The sequence below is a fragment of the Brevundimonas sp. GW821-FHT10E09 genome, assembly GCF_058809375.1.
Genome location: NZ_JBXASO010000020.1, coordinates 1 through 16,497, shown reverse-complemented (window position 1 = coordinate 16,497; position 16,497 = coordinate 1). Strand labels below are relative to the sequence as shown.

Below are 16,497 nucleotides of genomic sequence, written 5' to 3'. Positions count from 1 at the left end.
GCCGGAGACGAACTGACTATGAACGCACAGACCGAGACGCAGGACGCCGAGGTTACGACCGACGGCCCCCTGCTCGATCTGACTGACGCCGGCGTCAAGAAATTCATCAAACAGGCCAAGGCGCGCGGCTATGTGACGATGGAGGAGCTGAACAAGGTCCTGCCGTCCGAGGAAGTCACGCCGGACGCCATTGAAGACACCCTGGCCATGCTGTCCGAAATGGGCGTCAACGTCGTCGAGGCCGAGGAGGACGCGCAGGAGCAGCAGTCCACCGACGTCGCCGCCGCCGCCGGAACCGCCGTCGCCGAGGCGCCCGCCAAGGCCGCCTATGACCGCACCGACGACCCGGTGCGGATGTATCTGCGCGAAATGGGCTCGGTCGAACTGCTGAGCCGCGAGGGCGAAATCGCCATCGCCAAGCGGATCGAGGCCGGTCGCGACGCCATGATCTCGGGTCTGTGCGAAAGCGCCCTGACCTTCGAGGCCATCATGGTGTGGCGCGACGAGCTTGAGAACAACCGTATTCTTCTGCGTGAAGTCATCGACCTGGACGCCACCTATGGCGTGCTGAACCCCTCGTCCCTGCCCGGCGCCGTCCAGCCCGAGGCGGAAGAGGAAGAAGAGGCTGAAGAAAAGCCGGCCGCTGAAGAAAAGCCCGAGTCAGACGACGACGATGACGATGATTTCGACGACGGCGGCGGCATGTCCGTGTCGGCGCTGGAAGCCGAGCTGCGCGACGGGGTGATGGAGGTGCTGAACCTCATCGCCGCCGACTTCAGCGAGTTCCGGGGGCTGCAGGACAAGCTGGTCCAGACCCGCCTGAAGGGCGAGGTGCTGAGCGCCAAGGACTCCAAGGCCTATCAGACGCTGACGAAATCCATCTCGGATCGTCTGAAGACGATGAAGCTGAACAACAACCGTATCGAGGCCCTGGTCGAGCAGCTTTATGCGATCAACAAACGCCTGATCGGTCTGGAAGGGCGCCTGCTGCGCCTGGCCGACAGCTACGGCATCTCGCGTCCCGAATTCCTGAAGGCCTATTTCGGCGCCGAACTGGACCCGACCTGGACCGAGCGGATCAAGGAACAGGGCGTGCGCTGGACCAAGTTCAGCGACAACGAAGCCAGCCAGATCGCCACCATCCGCGCCGACGTCGCCGCTGTGGCCCTGGAAGCCGGCCTGCCGATCGACGACTATCGCCGCATCGTCCAGACGGTGCAGAAGGGCGAGCGCGAAGCCCGTCAGGCCAAGAAGGAAATGGTCGAGGCCAACCTGCGCCTCGTGATCTCCATCGCCAAGAAATACACCAACCGCGGCCTGCAGTTCCTGGACCTGATCCAGGAGGGCAACATCGGTCTGATGAAGGCGGTCGACAAGTTCGAGTACCGCCGCGGCTACAAGTTCTCGACCTACGCCACCTGGTGGATCCGTCAGGCCATCACTCGGTCCATCGCCGACCAGGCGCGGACCATCCGCATCCCGGTGCACATGATCGAGACGATCAACAAGATCGTCCGCACCAGCCGCCAGATGCTGCACGAGATCGGCCGCGAGCCGACCCCGGAAGAGCTGGCCGAGAAGCTGGCCATGCCGCTGGAGAAGGTGCGCAAGGTCCTGAAGATCGCCAAGGAGCCGATCTCGCTGGAAACCCCGATCGGGGACGAGGAAGACAGCCATCTGGGCGACTTCATCGAGGACAAGAACGCCGTCCTGCCCATCGACGCCGCCATCCAGTCGAACCTGCGCGAGACCACAACCCGCGTGCTGGCGTCCCTGACGCCGCGCGAGGAACGGGTGCTGCGGATGCGCTTCGGCATCGGCATGAACACCGACCACACGCTGGAGGAAGTCGGCCAGCAGTTCTCGGTGACGCGCGAGCGGATCCGTCAGATCGAGGCCAAGGCGCTGCGCAAGCTGAAACACCCCAGCCGGTCGCGGAAGCTGCGGTCCTTCCTGGACAGCTGAAGACGAGCAGGGGCGGCGCCGAAAGGGCCGCCCCTTTTGCCGTCAGCTGGGCGTTTCGACGACCAAGCCGACGATGCGCCGAACCAGCGGCAGGATCAGCAGCAGCACTGGGAAGGCGATCAGCCAAGACAGGCCCCAAGCCTGCATCCAGGCGGAGGGGAAGGCCGGAACGAAGCCCAGATTGCGCGTCGTGGCGATGGCCGAGACCACGAAAGTCATGAACAGTGACAGGATCAGGGGCATGATGACCGGCGCATAGCGCGCGGGCAGTCGGCGGAAGCGGATGATCGCAGGGTGAGGGTGCATGTGTGCGTCTCTCAATTTGGTCTTCGGCAATGGGCATCCGCCGGAAAGTCCGGCCCCGGCCGAAAACCGGGATGGATGCGTTGCCTGACGTGAGACGCTTACGATCGCCTGGGCGACGGGGCGCATATATCAGTTTGCGGGGTGGTCGCAACAGGCCCGACCTTTCTCTGGAACGGCCACCAGGGGCGCAGGAATAGGTCGGACTTGCCGTCGTCCTGAATTGCTGGTCTGGGGTCTGATGGGTCGAAAACACGTCAATCTGGGCTGCGCGCCCGGCAAGGCCGACCTGCCGCAAAAGCGCTGCGTCGCCTGCGGCCTGTCGTTCGCGTGGCGCAGGAAGTGGGCGCGCGACTGGGATCAGGTGCGGTTCTGTTCGGATCGGTGTCGGGCCGCCGGAGCCGCCCCGGAACGGCGATAGACGGCTCTCCGCCTCGTGACCGACGCGCCATCGGGAATCGGATAGGATTCGGGCGATGGCTTCCAATGTCCTGATGATGCGTGTGTCGGTCGGTCTGGCGGTCCTGCTGATCCTGAGCGGCTGCGTGCGGCGCGCGCCCGAGCCGCTGCGGCCGTCGCCCTATCCGGGACGGACGCCTGCGCCCCTGGTCGGGGGGCTGATCGACCGGCCCGTCGATGGGGGAACCCAGGGGGCGGTGGTGCGCGTGGGCGCGGACCTGGGGCGATGCCTGGCCGAACTGAGCGCCGCGCGCGTGACGTTCAGCCCCGCGCAGGACCGTCAGAACAGCGCCGTCTGCGGCCTGAGACAGGGCGGGGCGTTGGGGCCCGACATGGGCACGGTGGCGCGGATGGCGCCGGGGGATGTGCAGATGACCTGCCAGACGGCCCTGGCCCTGAGTATCTGGCGGCGGCAGTCGCTGGAGCCGGCGGCGCGCCAGATTCTGGGGTCGGACGTGGTCCAGATCGACCATATGGGGGCCTACGCCTGTCGCAATGTGAACAACGGTGTGGGGTCCAGCCGGGTCAGCGCCCACGCCCAGGCGGCGGCCCTGGATTTCGCAGGGGTGCGGCTGAGGGACGGGCGGCGGATTAGCGTCACCGCCGACTGGAATGGCGACGCGCCTGAGGCCAGGTTCCTGCGCCGTATCCGCGACGACGCCTGCCGCATCTTCGGCACGGTGCTGAGCCCCGACTACAACGCAGTCCACTATGACCACCTGCATCTGGAAGCGACCGACACGCGTTTCTGCCGCTAAGGCGCCGATCCGGTCGCCAGAGGGACAGTCGTATGGCGCCGAGGTTGAAGGTCTTCACCTGGTCGGACGGATTTCACGCCTTCACCGTCGCCGCCAGCTCGCGCCCCAAGGCGCTGGAGGCCTGGGGGGCGAAGCAGGACCTGTTCGCCACGGGCCTGGCCAGCCAACTGAGCGGCGGCCCCGACCATGACGCCGCCCTGGCGGCGCCGGGCGAGGTGATCGAGCGCGGCCTGGCGATCGATGTCGGCAAGATCGGAAAGGCGACCAGGCCGAAGGCTGCGGGACCGTCGAAAGCCCGGCGTGCGAAGCTCGAAAGACTGCAAGCCGAGCTGGACCGGCTGGACGCCGACCATCAGGCCGCCTCGTCGTCCCTCGACGATCAGCTTGAAGCACTGAAGGCGAAGCGGGCGGATCTGGAACAGGCCTATGGCGCGCGCCGCAAGACGCTGACCCGGAACCTCAAGGCGGCCCGGGGCTGATCAGGCGGTGGCGCGGCCGCTTTCCGTCAGATGCGCGCCCTTTTGGCCCACCGTCTCCAGGGCCGAGATCAGGGCGCGGACGTCGATGGGTTTGGCGACGACGGCGTCCATGCCATGGGCCAGGCACTCGTCGCGCTGATGCGGCATGGCGTTGGCGGTCAGGGCGATGATCGGAGTACGGGGCAGACCCTGGGCGGCCTCGCGTTCGCGGATGGCGCGGGCGGCGCCGAAACCGTCCAGGACCGGCATCTGCACGTCCATGAGGACCATGTCCCAATCGCCGCCCAGCCAGGCCTCGACCGCCTGGGCGCCGTTTTCGACGATCGTCGGCTCGATGCCGAATTGACCCAGCAGGGTTTGCAGGACCAGGCGGTTGATGGCGTTGTCCTCGGCGGCCAGAACCCGCAGACCGGCGTCGCCCTGTCTGACGTCGGAGGCGGACGGGGCGGGCGTTCCGACCGCTGGGCCGAGCCAGGGCAGGGGGAGGACGACGGTGAAACGGGACCCCTCGCCCGGCCGGCTGTCGACGTCGATCCGGCCCTGCATCAGCCGGGTCAATTCGTGCACGATCGACAGGCCCAGTCCCGTGCCGCCGAACTGGCGCGTGGTCGAGGCGTCGGCCTGGGCGAACGGATTGAAGATGCGCGCGATGACCTCGGTCGTCATGCCCACGCCTGTGTCGGCGACGGTCAGGACCAGGGTCTGGCCGTCGCGGCGCGCCGCGATGTCGATGCGGCCCCGAGCCGTGAACTTGAGGCTGTTGGAGATCAGGTTCGACAGGATCTGCCGCAGGCGGGTCGGATCCCCGCGATAAAGGCCGGCGGCGTCGCCGAGATCCAGCGCCAGGATCAGGCCCTGATCGTCGGCGGTGGACGCATAGGTCGAGCGGAGATTGCCCAGCAGTATCCCCAGATCGAAGGCCACGCTTTCCAGCTCCATCTTGCCGGCCTCGACCTTGGACAGGTCAAGGATGTCGTTGAGGATGGTCAGCAAGGCGGCGCCGGACTCGGCGACGATGTCCAGGCGTTCGCGTTGCAGGGCCGGCAGGGGATCGGCCTGCATGGCCTGGGTCATGCCGAGTATGCCGTTCATGGGCGTTCGGATTTCGTGGCTCATCACCGCGAGGAACTGGGACTTGGCGCGACTGGCCGCCTCGGCCCGTTCGGCGAGCCGCCGCATTTCCGTGACGTCCCAGTTGGCGCCGACCAGCCTGTCCGGCGCGCCGCCGACGCCGCGCTCCAGGCTGCCGAATCCCTTGATGTGCCGGATCTCTCCGTCCGTCCGGCGTATGCGGAACTCGGTGTCCAGCAGAAGGCCGTTCAGGGCGGCGGCGGTGTCTCTTTGGAGCGTTTCGCGATCATCCTCCAGAACGAAACTGGTGAAGAATGCCAGGTCCAGGACGTCCGGCGCCGGGGTGAGGAAGAGGTCGAACATCTCCGGCGACCACGACAGGGCGTTGGTGTTCAGGTCCAGTTCCCAGATTCCGATATGGGCGGCGCGAGCGGCCAGGGTGGCGCGGTCGGCCAGCTTGAGCCGCTCGGCTTCCGCCGCCTTGCGGCCGGCGATGTCCTGAACGTGAGAGATATAGAACAGGGGCTCGCCCGCCGCGCTGCGAACCAGGGAGACGGTGCGAGCCGCCCAGGCGACGCCGCCATCCTTGCGGATATAGCGTTTCTCGATCTCGTAGGACGGGATGCGGCCGGAGGTCAGTTGTTCGAACAGGACGAGATCGGCGTCCAGATCGTCGGGATGGGTCACGTCCCGGAAATTGACCGTCCTGAGTTCGTCGCTGCTGTACCCCAGGAAGCGACGCAGGGCGGCGTTGCCGTTCAGCCAGACGCCGTCCAGCCCGAATACGGCCGTGCCGATGGGCGAATGTTCGACCGCCTGACAGAACTGCGCCACATCGAATGTGGCGATGTCCGTCGTCTGACCGCTCGGCATGGGCAGCTTCCCCGTGGAAGACCAAGTCTGCCGCGAAGATATTGCAACGGGGTGAACGGACGGTCGCGGAGGGCGACCGACCTCAGGCTTCGAAGATCGTCTCGAAGCCGCCGACGACCATCCGCTTGCCGTCGAAGGGCATCTCCATCTCGTGGAAGCGCGGATCCTCCATCATCTTCTTCTCGGCGGCGTCGCCGGTCGCCTTGTCCGGCCAGATGATCCAGGACAGGACCACGGTTTCGTCGGGCTCAAGCTTCACCGCCATCTTGAAGTCGGTGTGCTTGCCGTCGCGAATATCGGCGCCCCAGTTCTCGACGACAGCCAGGGCGCCGAACTCCTTGAAGATGGGCGCGGCGGCCTGGGCGCACCTCAGATAGGCGTCCTTGTCCGCCGTCTTCACCGGGGTCACGAAGCCGGTCACATAGGTCATGGTCGTCCTCCTCAGCTGTTGTTCTCGGCCAGTTCGGCCAGTTGGTCGGCGACGGCGCCCCAGCCCTGTTCGAAGCCCATGGCGCGGTGGGCCTGCATCGCCTTTTCATCCCAGTGCCGGGCGACGGCGGCATAGCGTGTGCCTTCGCCCTCGGGTTCGAAGGTGTCGATCCGGACGAAGTTCATCTCGCCCGCCTGCGGAAGCCAGCCCTCGGTCAGCGCGCCGGTCGAGACCAGCCGACGGCCGGGGACCACCTCCAGGAAGACGCCGGAATAGGCGTGGCGCTCGCCCGCGGGCGACCGCATCTCCACATTGGCGCGGCCGCCGGGGCGAAGGTCCCAATCAACGACGGGCGTAGTCCAGGGCCGGGGGCAGAACCATTCCCCGGTCCGCTCGACATAGATCTTCCACACGGCTTCGGGCGAGGCCTGGATCAGGCGGGTGACGCTGAGTTCGAAACGGTCGGACATATCGGCCTTCCGGTCAGACGGGCGTCAGTTCATGGGCGGCGAAGGCTTCGGGGCCGGCGGCGACGGCGGCGGGATCCATCCACATGGTCTCCCAGATGTGGCCGTCCGGGTCCGCATAGCTGCGGCCATACATGAAGCCATAGTCCTGAGGTTTGTTGGGGTCCGCCGTTCCGCCGGCCGCCCCGGCCTGGGCCACCACCGCATCGACCGCGTCGCGGCTGTCGCGCGACAGGCACAGCAGCATCTGGGCCGAGGCGTGGGCGTCGGGGATCGCCCGATCGGTGAAAGTGCGCCATTTGTCGTGGGTCAGCAGCATGACGTGGATCACGTCCGACAGGACCATGCAGGCTGCGGTATCGTCGCTGAACATCGGGTTCTTCGTGGCGCCGACGGCTTCATAGAAGGCGATGGACCGGTTCAGGTCGGCGACGGGCAGATTGATGAAAATCAGCTGGGTCATACGTCTCTCCTCTCCCTATGTTTGCTAACCGTGCCGTGTGAGATTAGAACAGTCAACCATGAAGTTAGAAAAAGTAACTACCAAGTCGGGTCGGCGGTATCACGACGCCTGCGGCGCCGCGCACGGGCTGGATCTGGTGGGCGAGCGTTGGGCGCTTCTGGTGGTGCGTGAACTGATGATGGGTCCGCGTCGGTTCGGTGATCTGAGAAAGGATCTCTGCGGCCTGTCCGCCAATGTGCTGACGCAACGGCTGGAGGGACTGGAGGCGGCGGGCGTGGTGCGTCGCCGCAAGCTGCCGCCGCCGGCCTCGGTGCAGGTCTATGAGCTGACGGACTGGGGGTATGAGATCGAACCGGTCTTTTTGGTTCTGGGCCGCTGGGCCGCACGGTCGCCGGCGCATGATCCGACGCTGCCGATCAGCGCCGTCTCGATCATGCTGTCGTTCAAGACGATGTTCGACGCCGGCCGGGCCGGGAAGGCCGCCATGGCGCTCGGCTTCATCTTCGGCGACGAGAGCTTCCAGGTGACGGTGTCCGAAGGTCGTCTTCAGGCGCAGCGCGGCCAGATCGCGGGCGCGGACGTGACGGTGACGACCCGGCCGCCGCTGCTCGCCGCCGCCGTCTACGGCAAGGCTCCGCTCTCGACCCTGGCGGCGGACATGACGATTGACGGAGACCAGGGGGTGTTCGAGCGGTTCATCGACTTCTTCCACCTCCCGGAAAAAGCGACGGAAAGCGTGGCCTTAGCAAGGTTTGGTAACACCTGAGCCTTAGCACAGCCTTCTCAGGTTGCTTTGGAGGCGGACGTGCTCAAGTCCTTGTCTATTTCCATCAAACTCATGATCGCCCTGGGCGCCATGATGAGCGCCTGCGGTGTGGCCACCCTGGTGGTCCTGTTCAGCCTGGTCTCCCTGCAGCGATCTGACGACGCCGAACGATCGGCCACCCAGATCAGCCGGGCCGCCGACCGGACCCTGGCCGCCGCCGTGGAACAGCAGAACGCCATGCGCTCCTATGTGGCGACGGGCGAGGCGGAATCCCTGACGAAATACGCTGAATCGAAGACGGCCTTCGATCAGGCTGTCCAGTCTCTGAAGACAAGCGACGCCGACGGCGTCGACGCCGGTCTGTTCAATGCGATGACGGCGGCGGCCGCCGCCTTCAACCAGCAGTCGCAGGCCCTGATGGACCTGGCCCGCGATCCGGCCCAGCGGTCGCAGGCGGTGTCGCAACTGACCACAACAGCCCGCCTGACCGATGTCCGCGCTGCCGTGAAGTCGATCGACGATCAGACGCAGGGCGTGCTGACCCGCAAGAACGCCGAGAAGCGCACGGCCTTCAACAGCGGCTACGCCGCCCTGGTGATCGGCGGGGTGCTGGCCCTGCTGGTGGCGGCGGCCATGACCCTGTGGCTCGTGCGGGCGCTCAGCCAGCCCATCGTGGCCATGACACGCGCCATGGATCAACTGGCCGCCGGCGACCTGAAGGTCGTCATTCCCGCCCAGGGGCGTGGCGACGAGATCGGCCGCATGGCCGCCTCGGTCGGCACCTTCCGCGACAATGCGGCCGAGAAGATTCGGCTGGAGGCCGAGACCCAGTCTCAGCGTTCCATCAACGAGGCCGAACATCGCGCCAACGAAGCCGAGAAGGCGCGCATCGCCGAAGAGGATCGTGTCGCCCTGACGGCTCTGGGCCAGGGGCTTGCGGCCATGTCCAACGGCGACCTGACCCACCGGTTCACCGCAGAGGTCGCCCCGCGCGCCGAACAGCTGAAGTCGGATTTCAACGCCGCCATCGCCCAGCTGCAGCAGGCCGTGTCGGTCGTGGTCGGCAATGTGGCCAGCATCCGCTCGGGCGCCGGCGAGATTTCGCAGGCCGCCGACGACCTGTCGCGCCGCACCGAACAGCAAGCCGCCAGCCTGGAGGAAACCGCCGCCGCCCTCGATGAGATCACCGCCACGGTGAAGAAGACGGCTTCGGGCGCCCGCCAGGCCTCGGACGTGGTTCAGGCCGCCAAGGGCGATGCGGAAACCTCGGGCGTTATCGTTCGCGACGCGGTTTCGGCCATGCAGGCGATCGAAGGCTCCTCCGAGCAGATCAGCCAGATCATCGGCGTCATCGACGAAATCGCCTTCCAGACCAATCTGCTGGCCCTGAACGCCGGGGTCGAGGCGGCCCGCGCGGGCGAGGCCGGTCGCGGCTTCGCCGTCGTGGCCTCCGAAGTGCGGGCCCTGGCCCAGCGTTCGGCCGACGCAGCCAAGGAGATCAAGACCCTGATCTCGACCTCGACCAATCAGGTCGGCTCGGGCGTCAGACTGGTCGGTCAGACCGGCGAGGCCCTGCAACGGATCGTGGATCGGGTGGCCGAAATCGACGCCCTGGTCACGGAAATCTCGGCCTCGGCTCAGGAGCAGGCCCTGGGTCTGGCCGAGGTCAACACGGCCGTGAACCAGATGGACCAGGTCACCCAGCAGAACGCGGCGATGGTCGAGCAATCGACCGCCGCCAGCCAGTCTCTGGCCCAGGACGCCGAGGCGCTGCAGGCGTCGGTGGCGCAATTCCAGGTCGGCGCGCCGGCGGCGCGCGCATCGACGCCGCCTCAGGCTCAGGCCTCAGCGCCAGCGCGGGCGCCCCATATGGCGGCGGCGTTGAAGACCCTTGGGCGCGGCGGCGCGGCGCCCAAGGCGCAGGCGGCGCCGTCAGCGGACGGCTGGGAAGAATTCTAGACCGGGGGACCGCCGCCGGCGACCGTTAGGCCAGCATGTCCAGCAGGGTTCCGCTCATATCGTCGGCGGTGCGGATCACGGCGGCGTTGGCGGCAAAGGCGGTCTTGGCCTGAATACGCTCGACCGCCTCGACGGCGAGGTTGTCGAGAGGCGCGGTCGCGGTGCGACGCGCACTGGCTACGAAGCGGGACTGGGCGTTCATCATTCCGCCGGCGGCGATGGGCATAACCTGCATCACGGTCTCCTTCAGCCCTGCAGTCTGAAGGCTCTCCGTCAACGCCCGGGAAACAAACAGGGTGAACGACGAAATCTCGCGGATCGGGTTTCATCCCGGCCCGGCGCCTCCATATCCGGTGTCCTGTCTATTGAAGGAGACCCTCGCCATGGAACTGAAGGATCAAGCCCTGATCGTCACGGGCGGAGCCAGCGGAATCGGGCGAGCGGCCTGTCTGGCCCTGGCCGAGAAGGGGGCGAACCTGATCGTCGCCGACTTCAACCTGGACGGCGCCGAGGCCGTGGCGAAAGAGGTCGGGGCCCTGACACAGGACCGCGGCGGCAAGGCCTTCGCCTACAAGGTCGATGTCTCCAAGGCGGAGGAGGTCGAAGCCCTGGTCGAGTTCGCGGTCGAGAAACTGGGCACGCTGAACGGCATGTTCAACAATGCGGGCATCGGCCTGGTGAAGCCTTTCCTTGAGATGGACCCCGCCTCTTATCTGAAGGTGATCGAGGTCGATCAGCACAGCGTCTATTATGGTCTGTATTACGGGGCCAGGAAGATGGTCGCGCTAGGCGCCAAGGGCGCCTTCGTGAACACGGCCTCGATCTACGGCTCCATCGCCGCGCGCGGCAGCTTCAACTATAACGCCGCCAAGGCCGCCGTGGTGTCGATGAGCCGATCAGGCGCGCTGGAACTGGCCGAATACGGCATCCGGGTCGTCGGCGTGGCGCCGGGCTTCATCGACACCCCGATCCTGGGCGACGACCCGGCGGCCAAGGCCCCCCTGGCCGCCCAGCATATGCACAATCGACTGATTCAGCCCGAAAAGGTCGCCAGCGTGGTGGCCTTCCTGTTCAGCGACGCGGCCTCGGCCATCAATGGCTCGACGGTGGCGGTGGACGACGGTTTCCTGTCGTTCAAGGTCTGATCCGGGGTCGTTCTTGAGCGGGGCGTCGTGGTGAACGGCGTTTTTCGCCCCGCTCGCGCCTTTATCCGTGTATAGAGCGGCATTACTCGCCCGGCCTGAGGACTGTCCTCGGCCGGGCGCGGTCGTTTCGATGACCGCCTTGTCCGTTGTCCCAGGTAGCCGATGCCCTTTCCCGCCGTCCATCCCGCGCTCGACCGCGCTCTCGTCAACAAGGGCTATGCCGAGCCGACCCCGGTTCAGGCCGCTGTCCTGGAAGGCGAATACGCCGAACGCGACCTGCTGGTCTCGGCCCAGACCGGTTCGGGCAAGACGGTCGCCTTTGGTCTGGCCGCGGCCCCGACCCTGCTGGGCGACAAGCCGATCTTCGGTCCGGGCGGCGCCCCCCTGTGCCTGGCCATCGCCCCGACGCGGGAACTGGCCATGCAGGTCGCAGCCGAGCTGCAATGGCTGTACGCCGACTCCGGCGCCAAGATCGCCACCTGCGTCGGCGGCATGGATGCGCGGCGTGAAGCGCGCGCCCTGGGCTTCGGCGTCCATATCGTCGTCGGCACGCCGGGCCGTCTGAAGGACCATATCGACCGGGGCAATCTGGACCTGTCCGAGCTGAAGGTCGCCGTCCTCGACGAGGCCGACGAGATGCTGGACATGGGCTTCCGCGAGGACCTGGAGTTCATCCTGGACCATGCGCCGGCCGAACGCCGCACCCTGTTGTTCTCGGCCACCATCGCGCGCGAGATCGTCACCCTAGCCAAGCGCTACCAGAAGGACGCGGTGCGCATCGACGCGACGGACAAGTCGCGTCAGCACGCCGACATCGAATACCGCGCCTATCGCATCGCCCCGAACGAGATCGAACACGCAGTGGTCAACACCCTGCGCTGGTACGAGGCGCCGCGCGCCATGGTGTTCTGCTCGACGCGGGATTCCGTGCGCCACCTCCAGGCCTCTCTGCTGGAGCGCGGCTTCTCGACCGTCAGCCTGTCGGGCGAGATGGGCCAGCGCGAACGCACCGACGCGCTTCAGGCGCTGCGTGACGGGCGGGCTCGTGTCTGCGTCGCCACCGACGTGGCCGCGCGCGGTCTGGACCTGCCCGACCTCGGCCTGGTCATCCACGCCGAGTTGCCGATGAACCGCGCCGGCCTGCTGCACCGTTCGGGCCGGACGGGCCGGGCCGGCAAGAAGGGCGTCTCCGTCATGCTGGTGCCGCACTCGCGCCGCCGCAAGGCCGAGCGTCTGATGGACGAGGCTGGCATTGACGCCGTCTGGTCCGGCGCCCCGACCTTCGACGAGATCCGCAAGGCCGATGAAGGCCGTCTGCTGTCGCCCGAGTTCTTTGAGGCCGACGTGTCCGATGAGGACATGATCGTCGCCAAGCGGATGATCGCCGAACGCACGCCCGACGAGATCGCCGCCGCCCTGGTGCGTCTGCTGCGCAAGGAGCAGCCTGCGCCGGAAGAACTGTCTGATCCGGGCTCGGATCGCAGCCCCGTCAAGCGCGAGCGCACCGTGCGCAACGAAGACGGCACGGCCGCCCAGCCCTGGCCGGGCGACCGCTTGGGCGCGGACGACGTGGTCTGGTTCCGCCTGGACGTGGGCCGAAACAAGAACGCCGACCCCAAATGGCTGATCCCGCTGATCTGCCGTATCGGCGGCATCTCCAAGCCCCAGATCGGCGCCATCCGCACCTTCCCGGAAGAGACGCGGTTCGAGATCGCCAAGACCCACGAGAAGGCCTTCCGCGAGGCCGTCGCCGCCTCGAACGACGAGGTCAAGATCACGTCCTCGGAAGCCCCGACCCCGGGCTCGATGAAGGCGGGCAAGTTCGCCGGCGCCGGCAAGCCGCGTCGTGAAGACGGCGACCGCCCGTTCAAGAAGACGCCTTACAAGCGCGCCGACGGCGGCGAGGGCGACGCCAGGCCGCCGTTCAAGAAGAAACCCTGGGCGCCCAAGGCCGACGCCGGCGGCGAGAACCCGCGCTCGAACGCGGCCGGCGACAAGCCGTTCGCCAAGAAGCCGTTCAAGGCCAAGCCGGGCTTCAAGAAGGCCGGATTCAAGCCCAAGGCCTAGGGCTTGCCTGATCATGGGCGGAGGCGCACCCTCCGCCCATGAACGCGCCGCCCGAACCCCAGGGTCGATACGCCTCGTTCGAGGCCTTCTATCCCTATTACATCCACGAACATTCCAACCGGACCTGCCGGCGGATCCATGTGGTCGGCACCGGTCTGGTGGTCTTGGCCTTCGTCGGCTTCCTGCTGACGCTGAATCCCTGGTGGCTGCTGGCCATGCCGCTGATCGGCTACGGCTTCGCCTGGGTCGGGCATTTCTTCTTCGAGAAGAACCGCCCCGCGACCTTCCAGTATCCGCTGTGGAGCCTGATGGGCGACTTCCGCCTGTTCTTCGAGACGGTCACGGGCAGGCGTCGTTTCTAGCGATCCCTGAGATTTGAAGCTGTGCCGTGGCCGGGAAGCGGATATGTTCGCTCCGCGGCGGGAGGCCGCAGGGCAGGGACATCGACCCCATGAAGATCATCGCCATCGTCGCCGGCGCCGCGCTCGCGTTCGCGCCCGGCGTCAGCCTCGCACAGAAGAGCGGCGCCAAGCCGGACTTCACCCTCGATCCGAACTACGGCGAGGTCACGCTGGAGACCGGCTTCACGCCGGATCCCTGGACCAAGTCCATTCTGGCCGGCGGCTCCGTGCCCGCCTCGGCCGCCCAGTCGGGATGCGAGGGGTCGGTCAGCGCCGCGCCGGATCTGCAACTGAACTTCGAGGCCGGCGATCTGGATCTGACCGTCCGCGCGGTCGCGTCCGAGGACACGACGCTTCTGGTCAATACGCCCAGCGGACAGTGGCTGTGTGATGACGACAGCGGCGGCGACCTGAATCCGAAGGTGCTGATCTCGAACCCGCAAAGCGGGCGGTACGACATCTGGCTGGGCACCTATAACGACGGGATGGTCCAGTCGACGCTGGAGATCAGCGAACTGGGCGGATCGGAGACGAGCGCCGCAGGGGCGCCGGATGCGGACCTGGAGCCCAATTTCGGCTCGGTGAGGCTGCGTTCGGGCTTTACGCCCGATCCCCATGAGAAGGCGATCCTGGCGGGCGGGTCGATCCCGGCCTCTGCGGCCAAGTCGGGGTGCGAGGGCAAGGTCAGCGCGGCGGCGGACTATCAGGTCTTCTTCGAGCCCGGCGATCTGGACCTGACCTTCCTGGTCGAGGCGTCCGAGGACACCACGCTTCTGATCAATACGCCGAACGGGCGCTGGTATTGCGATGACGACAGCGGCGGCGGCGTGAACCCCAAGGTCCTGATCACCAATCCCCAGGCCGGACGCTACGACGTCTGGGTCGGGACCTATGGCGACGACATGGTGCAGTCGACGCTGAAGGTCAGCGAACTGCAATAGGGTCAGCCCGAACCGCAGACACGAAGACGCCGGCGGCCGCGAGGCGCGCCGGCGTTTTTCATCGCGGCTGCGATTTAGTTGGAGGCGTTTTCCCAGGCCGGGGGGCAGCCGTCGAAACGGCCCGCGTCGGCGATGGTCAGGGTCTGCATGTTCAGGCGACGGGCCTGGGCCATCGAGCCCCGGCCATGACCGGTGTAGAGGTCGATCTTCTGGCCCTTGATCGCGCCGCCGGTGTCGGAGGCGTACCAATAGCCGTCATGGATCGAACCATCGGCCAGACGCAGGCCGACCGTCTCGCGGATGAACAGCTTGGTGCGGCGGGGAATGACGCGGGGATCGACCGCGACGGTGCGCATGGCGATGGGGCGGCAACCCAGGGAGTCATTGCCCGTCGCCCCGCCGCCGCCTGCGTGATAGAGGCGGGCCGAAGCGCGCCAGTCCGGATCGCCGGCCATCAGCTCGGCCTGGGCAGCGTCCAGATCAGAGGCGATTTCGGGCGAGGCGTCGGTGGAACCGATCTCGGGCGCCGGGGTTTCGACCCTGGCTGCATCCGCCGCGACAGCGACATTGTAAGGGACCGGTCCGCTCGAAAGCGAGGACATGGCGGCCCACATCATGGCGAAGGCAGCGGAAGCGCCGATCATCCGGTTTGCTCATTGAAGCGCCGGCTCCCAACGCCGCCGGCGCCGGGTTTGTCGCGTTAACTTGTGGCTAGAAAGGGGCGCGGCGCTCCATGCGGTCGCCCCAGCGCGCCGCCGAGTCTCCAACTACAGGAAAACACGACGCCTTTTATCGACCTTCAGGCGGCCTCTTCGCGACGCGCCTCGGCCTCGCGCACCGCCTCTGCGGCCCTGTCCAGCACCTCAAGCCCCGCGTCCGCCCGGATCGACTCGACCGTCAGGATGCGGCGGAAGGCTCGCGCGCCGGGACGGCCGTGCATCAGGCCCAGCATATGCCGGGTGATGGCGGGCAGGCGCACTCCCTCCTCAAGCCGGGCGGCGATATAGGGCCGGTAGCGGTCGAGGGCCGCGAAGGCGTCCACATCCGCCGTGTCGGCGCCATACAGTCGGCGGTCGGCCTGACCCAGGATGGCCGGCTCGTGATAGGCCGCGCGACCCATCATGACGCCGTCCAGCCGCACCCCGTCCGTCTCGGCCAGATGGGCCTCGGCCTCGTCCAGATTGGCGATCCCGCCGTTGATGGAGATGTTCAGATGCGGCCGTTCGCGCTTGAGCCGGCGCACCAGATCATAATCCAGCGGCGGCACGTCCCGGTTTTCCTTGGGCGACAGACCCTGCAGCCAGGCCTTGCGCGCATGGACGATGAAGACCTCGATCCCCACGGCGGCGCAGGCGTCCACCGTGGCGAACAGGCTGACCTCCGGCTCCTGATCATCGACGCCGATCCGGCATTTGACCGTGGCCGGGATAGACACCGCCGATCGGATCGCCGCCATACAGTCGGCCACCAGCTCCGGCTCGCGCATCAGGCAGGCGCCGAACTTGCCGGACTGGACCCGATCCGACGGACAGCCGACATTCAGATTGATCTCGTCATACCCATAGGCCTCGCCCACCTTGGCCGCCTCGGCCAGTTCCGTCGGGTTCGAACCGCCCAGTTGCAGGGCGACCGGATGCTCGACCGCATCGAAGCCCAGCAGATAATCCCGATCGCCATGCAGGACGGCCGGCGCAGTGACCATTTCTGTATAGAGCAGGGCGCGCGCCGTCAGGACGCGATGGAAGGCCCGGCAATGACGGTCGGTCCAGTCCATCATCGGGGCCACGGACAGCCGACGTGATTGATTTATCGACATTTTGTGTGGTTTCAGGTGGTCTGTAGACGTTGGTCGCCGACGCTTCTACGCGTTTTTCTGTGGATCGGCGTGGAAAAGGGACCCCGTTAGCGGTGTGATCGGCGTCGAATAAGGACCCCTCATTCCTGAGGTCT

General features: G+C 66.8%; 18 protein-coding genes. 10 read left to right on the top strand and 8 right to left on the bottom strand.

Translation table 11 applies throughout. From position 1 onward, the window contains the following. Window positions 1–18: 18 nt before the first annotated feature. Window positions 19–1,965, top strand: coding sequence for an RNA polymerase sigma factor RpoD (gene rpoD, locus AC1RSI_RS15435; RefSeq protein WP_008262412.1), 1,947 nt, complete (start codon window positions 19–21; stop codon window positions 1,963–1,965). 42 nt (window positions 1,966–2,007) lie between these two features. On the opposite strand, the gene AC1RSI_RS15430 is transcribed toward rpoD, so the two are convergent. Continuing rightward, window positions 2,008–2,271 (bottom strand): DUF2798 domain-containing protein, encoded by a 264-nt coding sequence (locus AC1RSI_RS15430; RefSeq protein WP_008259051.1) that lies wholly within the window; start codon window positions 2,269–2,271, stop codon window positions 2,008–2,010. Window positions 2,272–2,509: 238 nt separating this feature from the next. Here AC1RSI_RS15430 and AC1RSI_RS15425 point away from each other — a divergent pair, with 238 nt between their 5' ends. The 3 genes from AC1RSI_RS15425 to AC1RSI_RS15415 are packed head-to-tail and all read left to right on the top strand — an operon-like array spanning window position 2,510 to window position 3,964. Further along, window positions 2,510–2,689, top strand: coding sequence for a DUF2256 domain-containing protein (locus AC1RSI_RS15425; RefSeq protein ID WP_035307813.1), 180 nt, complete (start codon window positions 2,510–2,512; stop codon window positions 2,687–2,689). A gap of 55 nt (window positions 2,690–2,744) precedes the next feature. Next, window positions 2,745–3,485, top strand: a complete 741-nt coding sequence (locus AC1RSI_RS15420; RefSeq protein WP_008260616.1) for an extensin-like domain-containing protein — start codon at window positions 2,745–2,747, stop codon at window positions 3,483–3,485. Window positions 3,486–3,517: 32 nt separating this feature from the next. Next, window positions 3,518–3,964, top strand: a complete 447-nt coding sequence (locus AC1RSI_RS15415; protein ID WP_040349226.1) for a hypothetical protein — start codon at window positions 3,518–3,520, stop codon at window positions 3,962–3,964. On the opposite strand, the gene AC1RSI_RS15410 is transcribed toward AC1RSI_RS15415, so the two are convergent. From AC1RSI_RS15410 to AC1RSI_RS15395, 4 genes are all read right to left on the bottom strand, one after another. Continuing rightward, the gene (locus AC1RSI_RS15410) at window positions 3,965–5,908 is read right to left on the bottom strand and encodes an ATP-binding protein (RefSeq protein ID WP_008259951.1); all 1,944 of its coding nucleotides are present in this window, start codon (window positions 5,906–5,908) and stop codon (window positions 3,965–3,967) included. A gap of 82 nt (window positions 5,909–5,990) precedes the next feature. After that, on the bottom strand, window positions 5,991–6,338 hold the full coding sequence (locus tag AC1RSI_RS15405; RefSeq protein WP_008261111.1) for a DUF1428 domain-containing protein: 348 nt from the start codon (window positions 6,336–6,338) through the stop codon (window positions 5,991–5,993). Window positions 6,339–6,349: 11 nt separating this feature from the next. Beyond that, window positions 6,350–6,808 carry an SRPBCC family protein gene (locus tag AC1RSI_RS15400; RefSeq protein ID WP_154725642.1) on the bottom strand — a complete coding sequence of 153 codons (459 nt, stop codon included), beginning with the start codon at window positions 6,806–6,808 and terminating at the stop codon, window positions 6,350–6,352. 13 nt (window positions 6,809–6,821) lie between these two features. Then, a complete protein-coding gene (locus tag AC1RSI_RS15395) occupies window positions 6,822–7,268 on the bottom strand; it encodes a VOC family protein (RefSeq protein WP_154725643.1) in 447 nt (148 codons plus the stop codon). Window positions 7,269–7,326: 58 nt separating this feature from the next. Between AC1RSI_RS15395 and AC1RSI_RS15390 the strand changes: the two genes are divergently transcribed. Next, window positions 7,327–8,034: a winged helix-turn-helix transcriptional regulator gene (locus tag AC1RSI_RS15390; protein ID WP_154725644.1), complete on the top strand. Its 708-nt coding sequence runs from the start codon at window positions 7,327–7,329 to the stop codon at window positions 8,032–8,034. A 72-nt stretch (window positions 8,035–8,106) separates the two neighbouring features. Continuing rightward, window positions 8,107–9,993: a methyl-accepting chemotaxis protein gene (locus AC1RSI_RS15385; protein ID WP_230307551.1), complete on the top strand. Its 1,887-nt coding sequence runs from the start codon at window positions 8,107–8,109 to the stop codon at window positions 9,991–9,993. A gap of 25 nt (window positions 9,994–10,018) precedes the next feature. Here the strand turns inward: AC1RSI_RS15385 and AC1RSI_RS15380 are convergent, their stop codons facing one another. Next, complete coding sequence (locus tag AC1RSI_RS15380; protein WP_196066337.1) at window positions 10,019–10,228, bottom strand: flagellar basal body rod C-terminal domain-containing protein; 210 nt, start codon at window positions 10,226–10,228, stop codon at window positions 10,019–10,021. 148 nt (window positions 10,229–10,376) lie between these two features. On the opposite strand from AC1RSI_RS15380, the gene AC1RSI_RS15375 reads away from it, so the two are divergent. The 4 genes from AC1RSI_RS15375 to AC1RSI_RS15360 all read left to right on the top strand — a co-directional run bounded on the left by AC1RSI_RS15375 (window position 10,377) and on the right by AC1RSI_RS15360 (window position 14,547). After that, window positions 10,377–11,138 (top strand): SDR family NAD(P)-dependent oxidoreductase, encoded by a 762-nt coding sequence (locus AC1RSI_RS15375; protein WP_154725646.1) that lies wholly within the window; start codon window positions 10,377–10,379, stop codon window positions 11,136–11,138. A 162-nt stretch (window positions 11,139–11,300) separates the two neighbouring features. Continuing rightward, the gene (locus AC1RSI_RS15370) at window positions 11,301–13,205 is read left to right on the top strand and encodes a DEAD/DEAH box helicase (protein WP_008260808.1); all 1,905 of its coding nucleotides are present in this window, start codon (window positions 11,301–11,303) and stop codon (window positions 13,203–13,205) included. Window positions 13,206–13,243: 38 nt separating this feature from the next. Then, window positions 13,244–13,567 carry an Mpo1-like protein gene (locus AC1RSI_RS15365; RefSeq protein ID WP_035306808.1) on the top strand — a complete coding sequence of 108 codons (324 nt, stop codon included), beginning with the start codon at window positions 13,244–13,246 and terminating at the stop codon, window positions 13,565–13,567. Window positions 13,568–13,656: 89 nt separating this feature from the next. After that, window positions 13,657–14,547 carry a hypothetical protein gene (locus AC1RSI_RS15360; protein ID WP_154725647.1) on the top strand — a complete coding sequence of 297 codons (891 nt, stop codon included), beginning with the start codon at window positions 13,657–13,659 and terminating at the stop codon, window positions 14,545–14,547. A 74-nt stretch (window positions 14,548–14,621) separates the two neighbouring features. Here AC1RSI_RS15360 and AC1RSI_RS15355 read toward each other — a convergent pair whose 3' ends face one another. Both AC1RSI_RS15355 and dusA read right to left on the bottom strand, forming a co-directional pair. Then, window positions 14,622–15,191: a 3D domain-containing protein gene (locus AC1RSI_RS15355; RefSeq protein WP_154725648.1), complete on the bottom strand. Its 570-nt coding sequence runs from the start codon at window positions 15,189–15,191 to the stop codon at window positions 14,622–14,624. A gap of 155 nt (window positions 15,192–15,346) precedes the next feature. Then, entirely contained in the window at window positions 15,347–16,363 is a 1,017-nt protein-coding gene (gene dusA, locus AC1RSI_RS15350) for a tRNA dihydrouridine(20/20a) synthase DusA (protein WP_154725649.1), read from the bottom strand. Window positions 16,364–16,497: the final 134 nt, after the last annotated feature.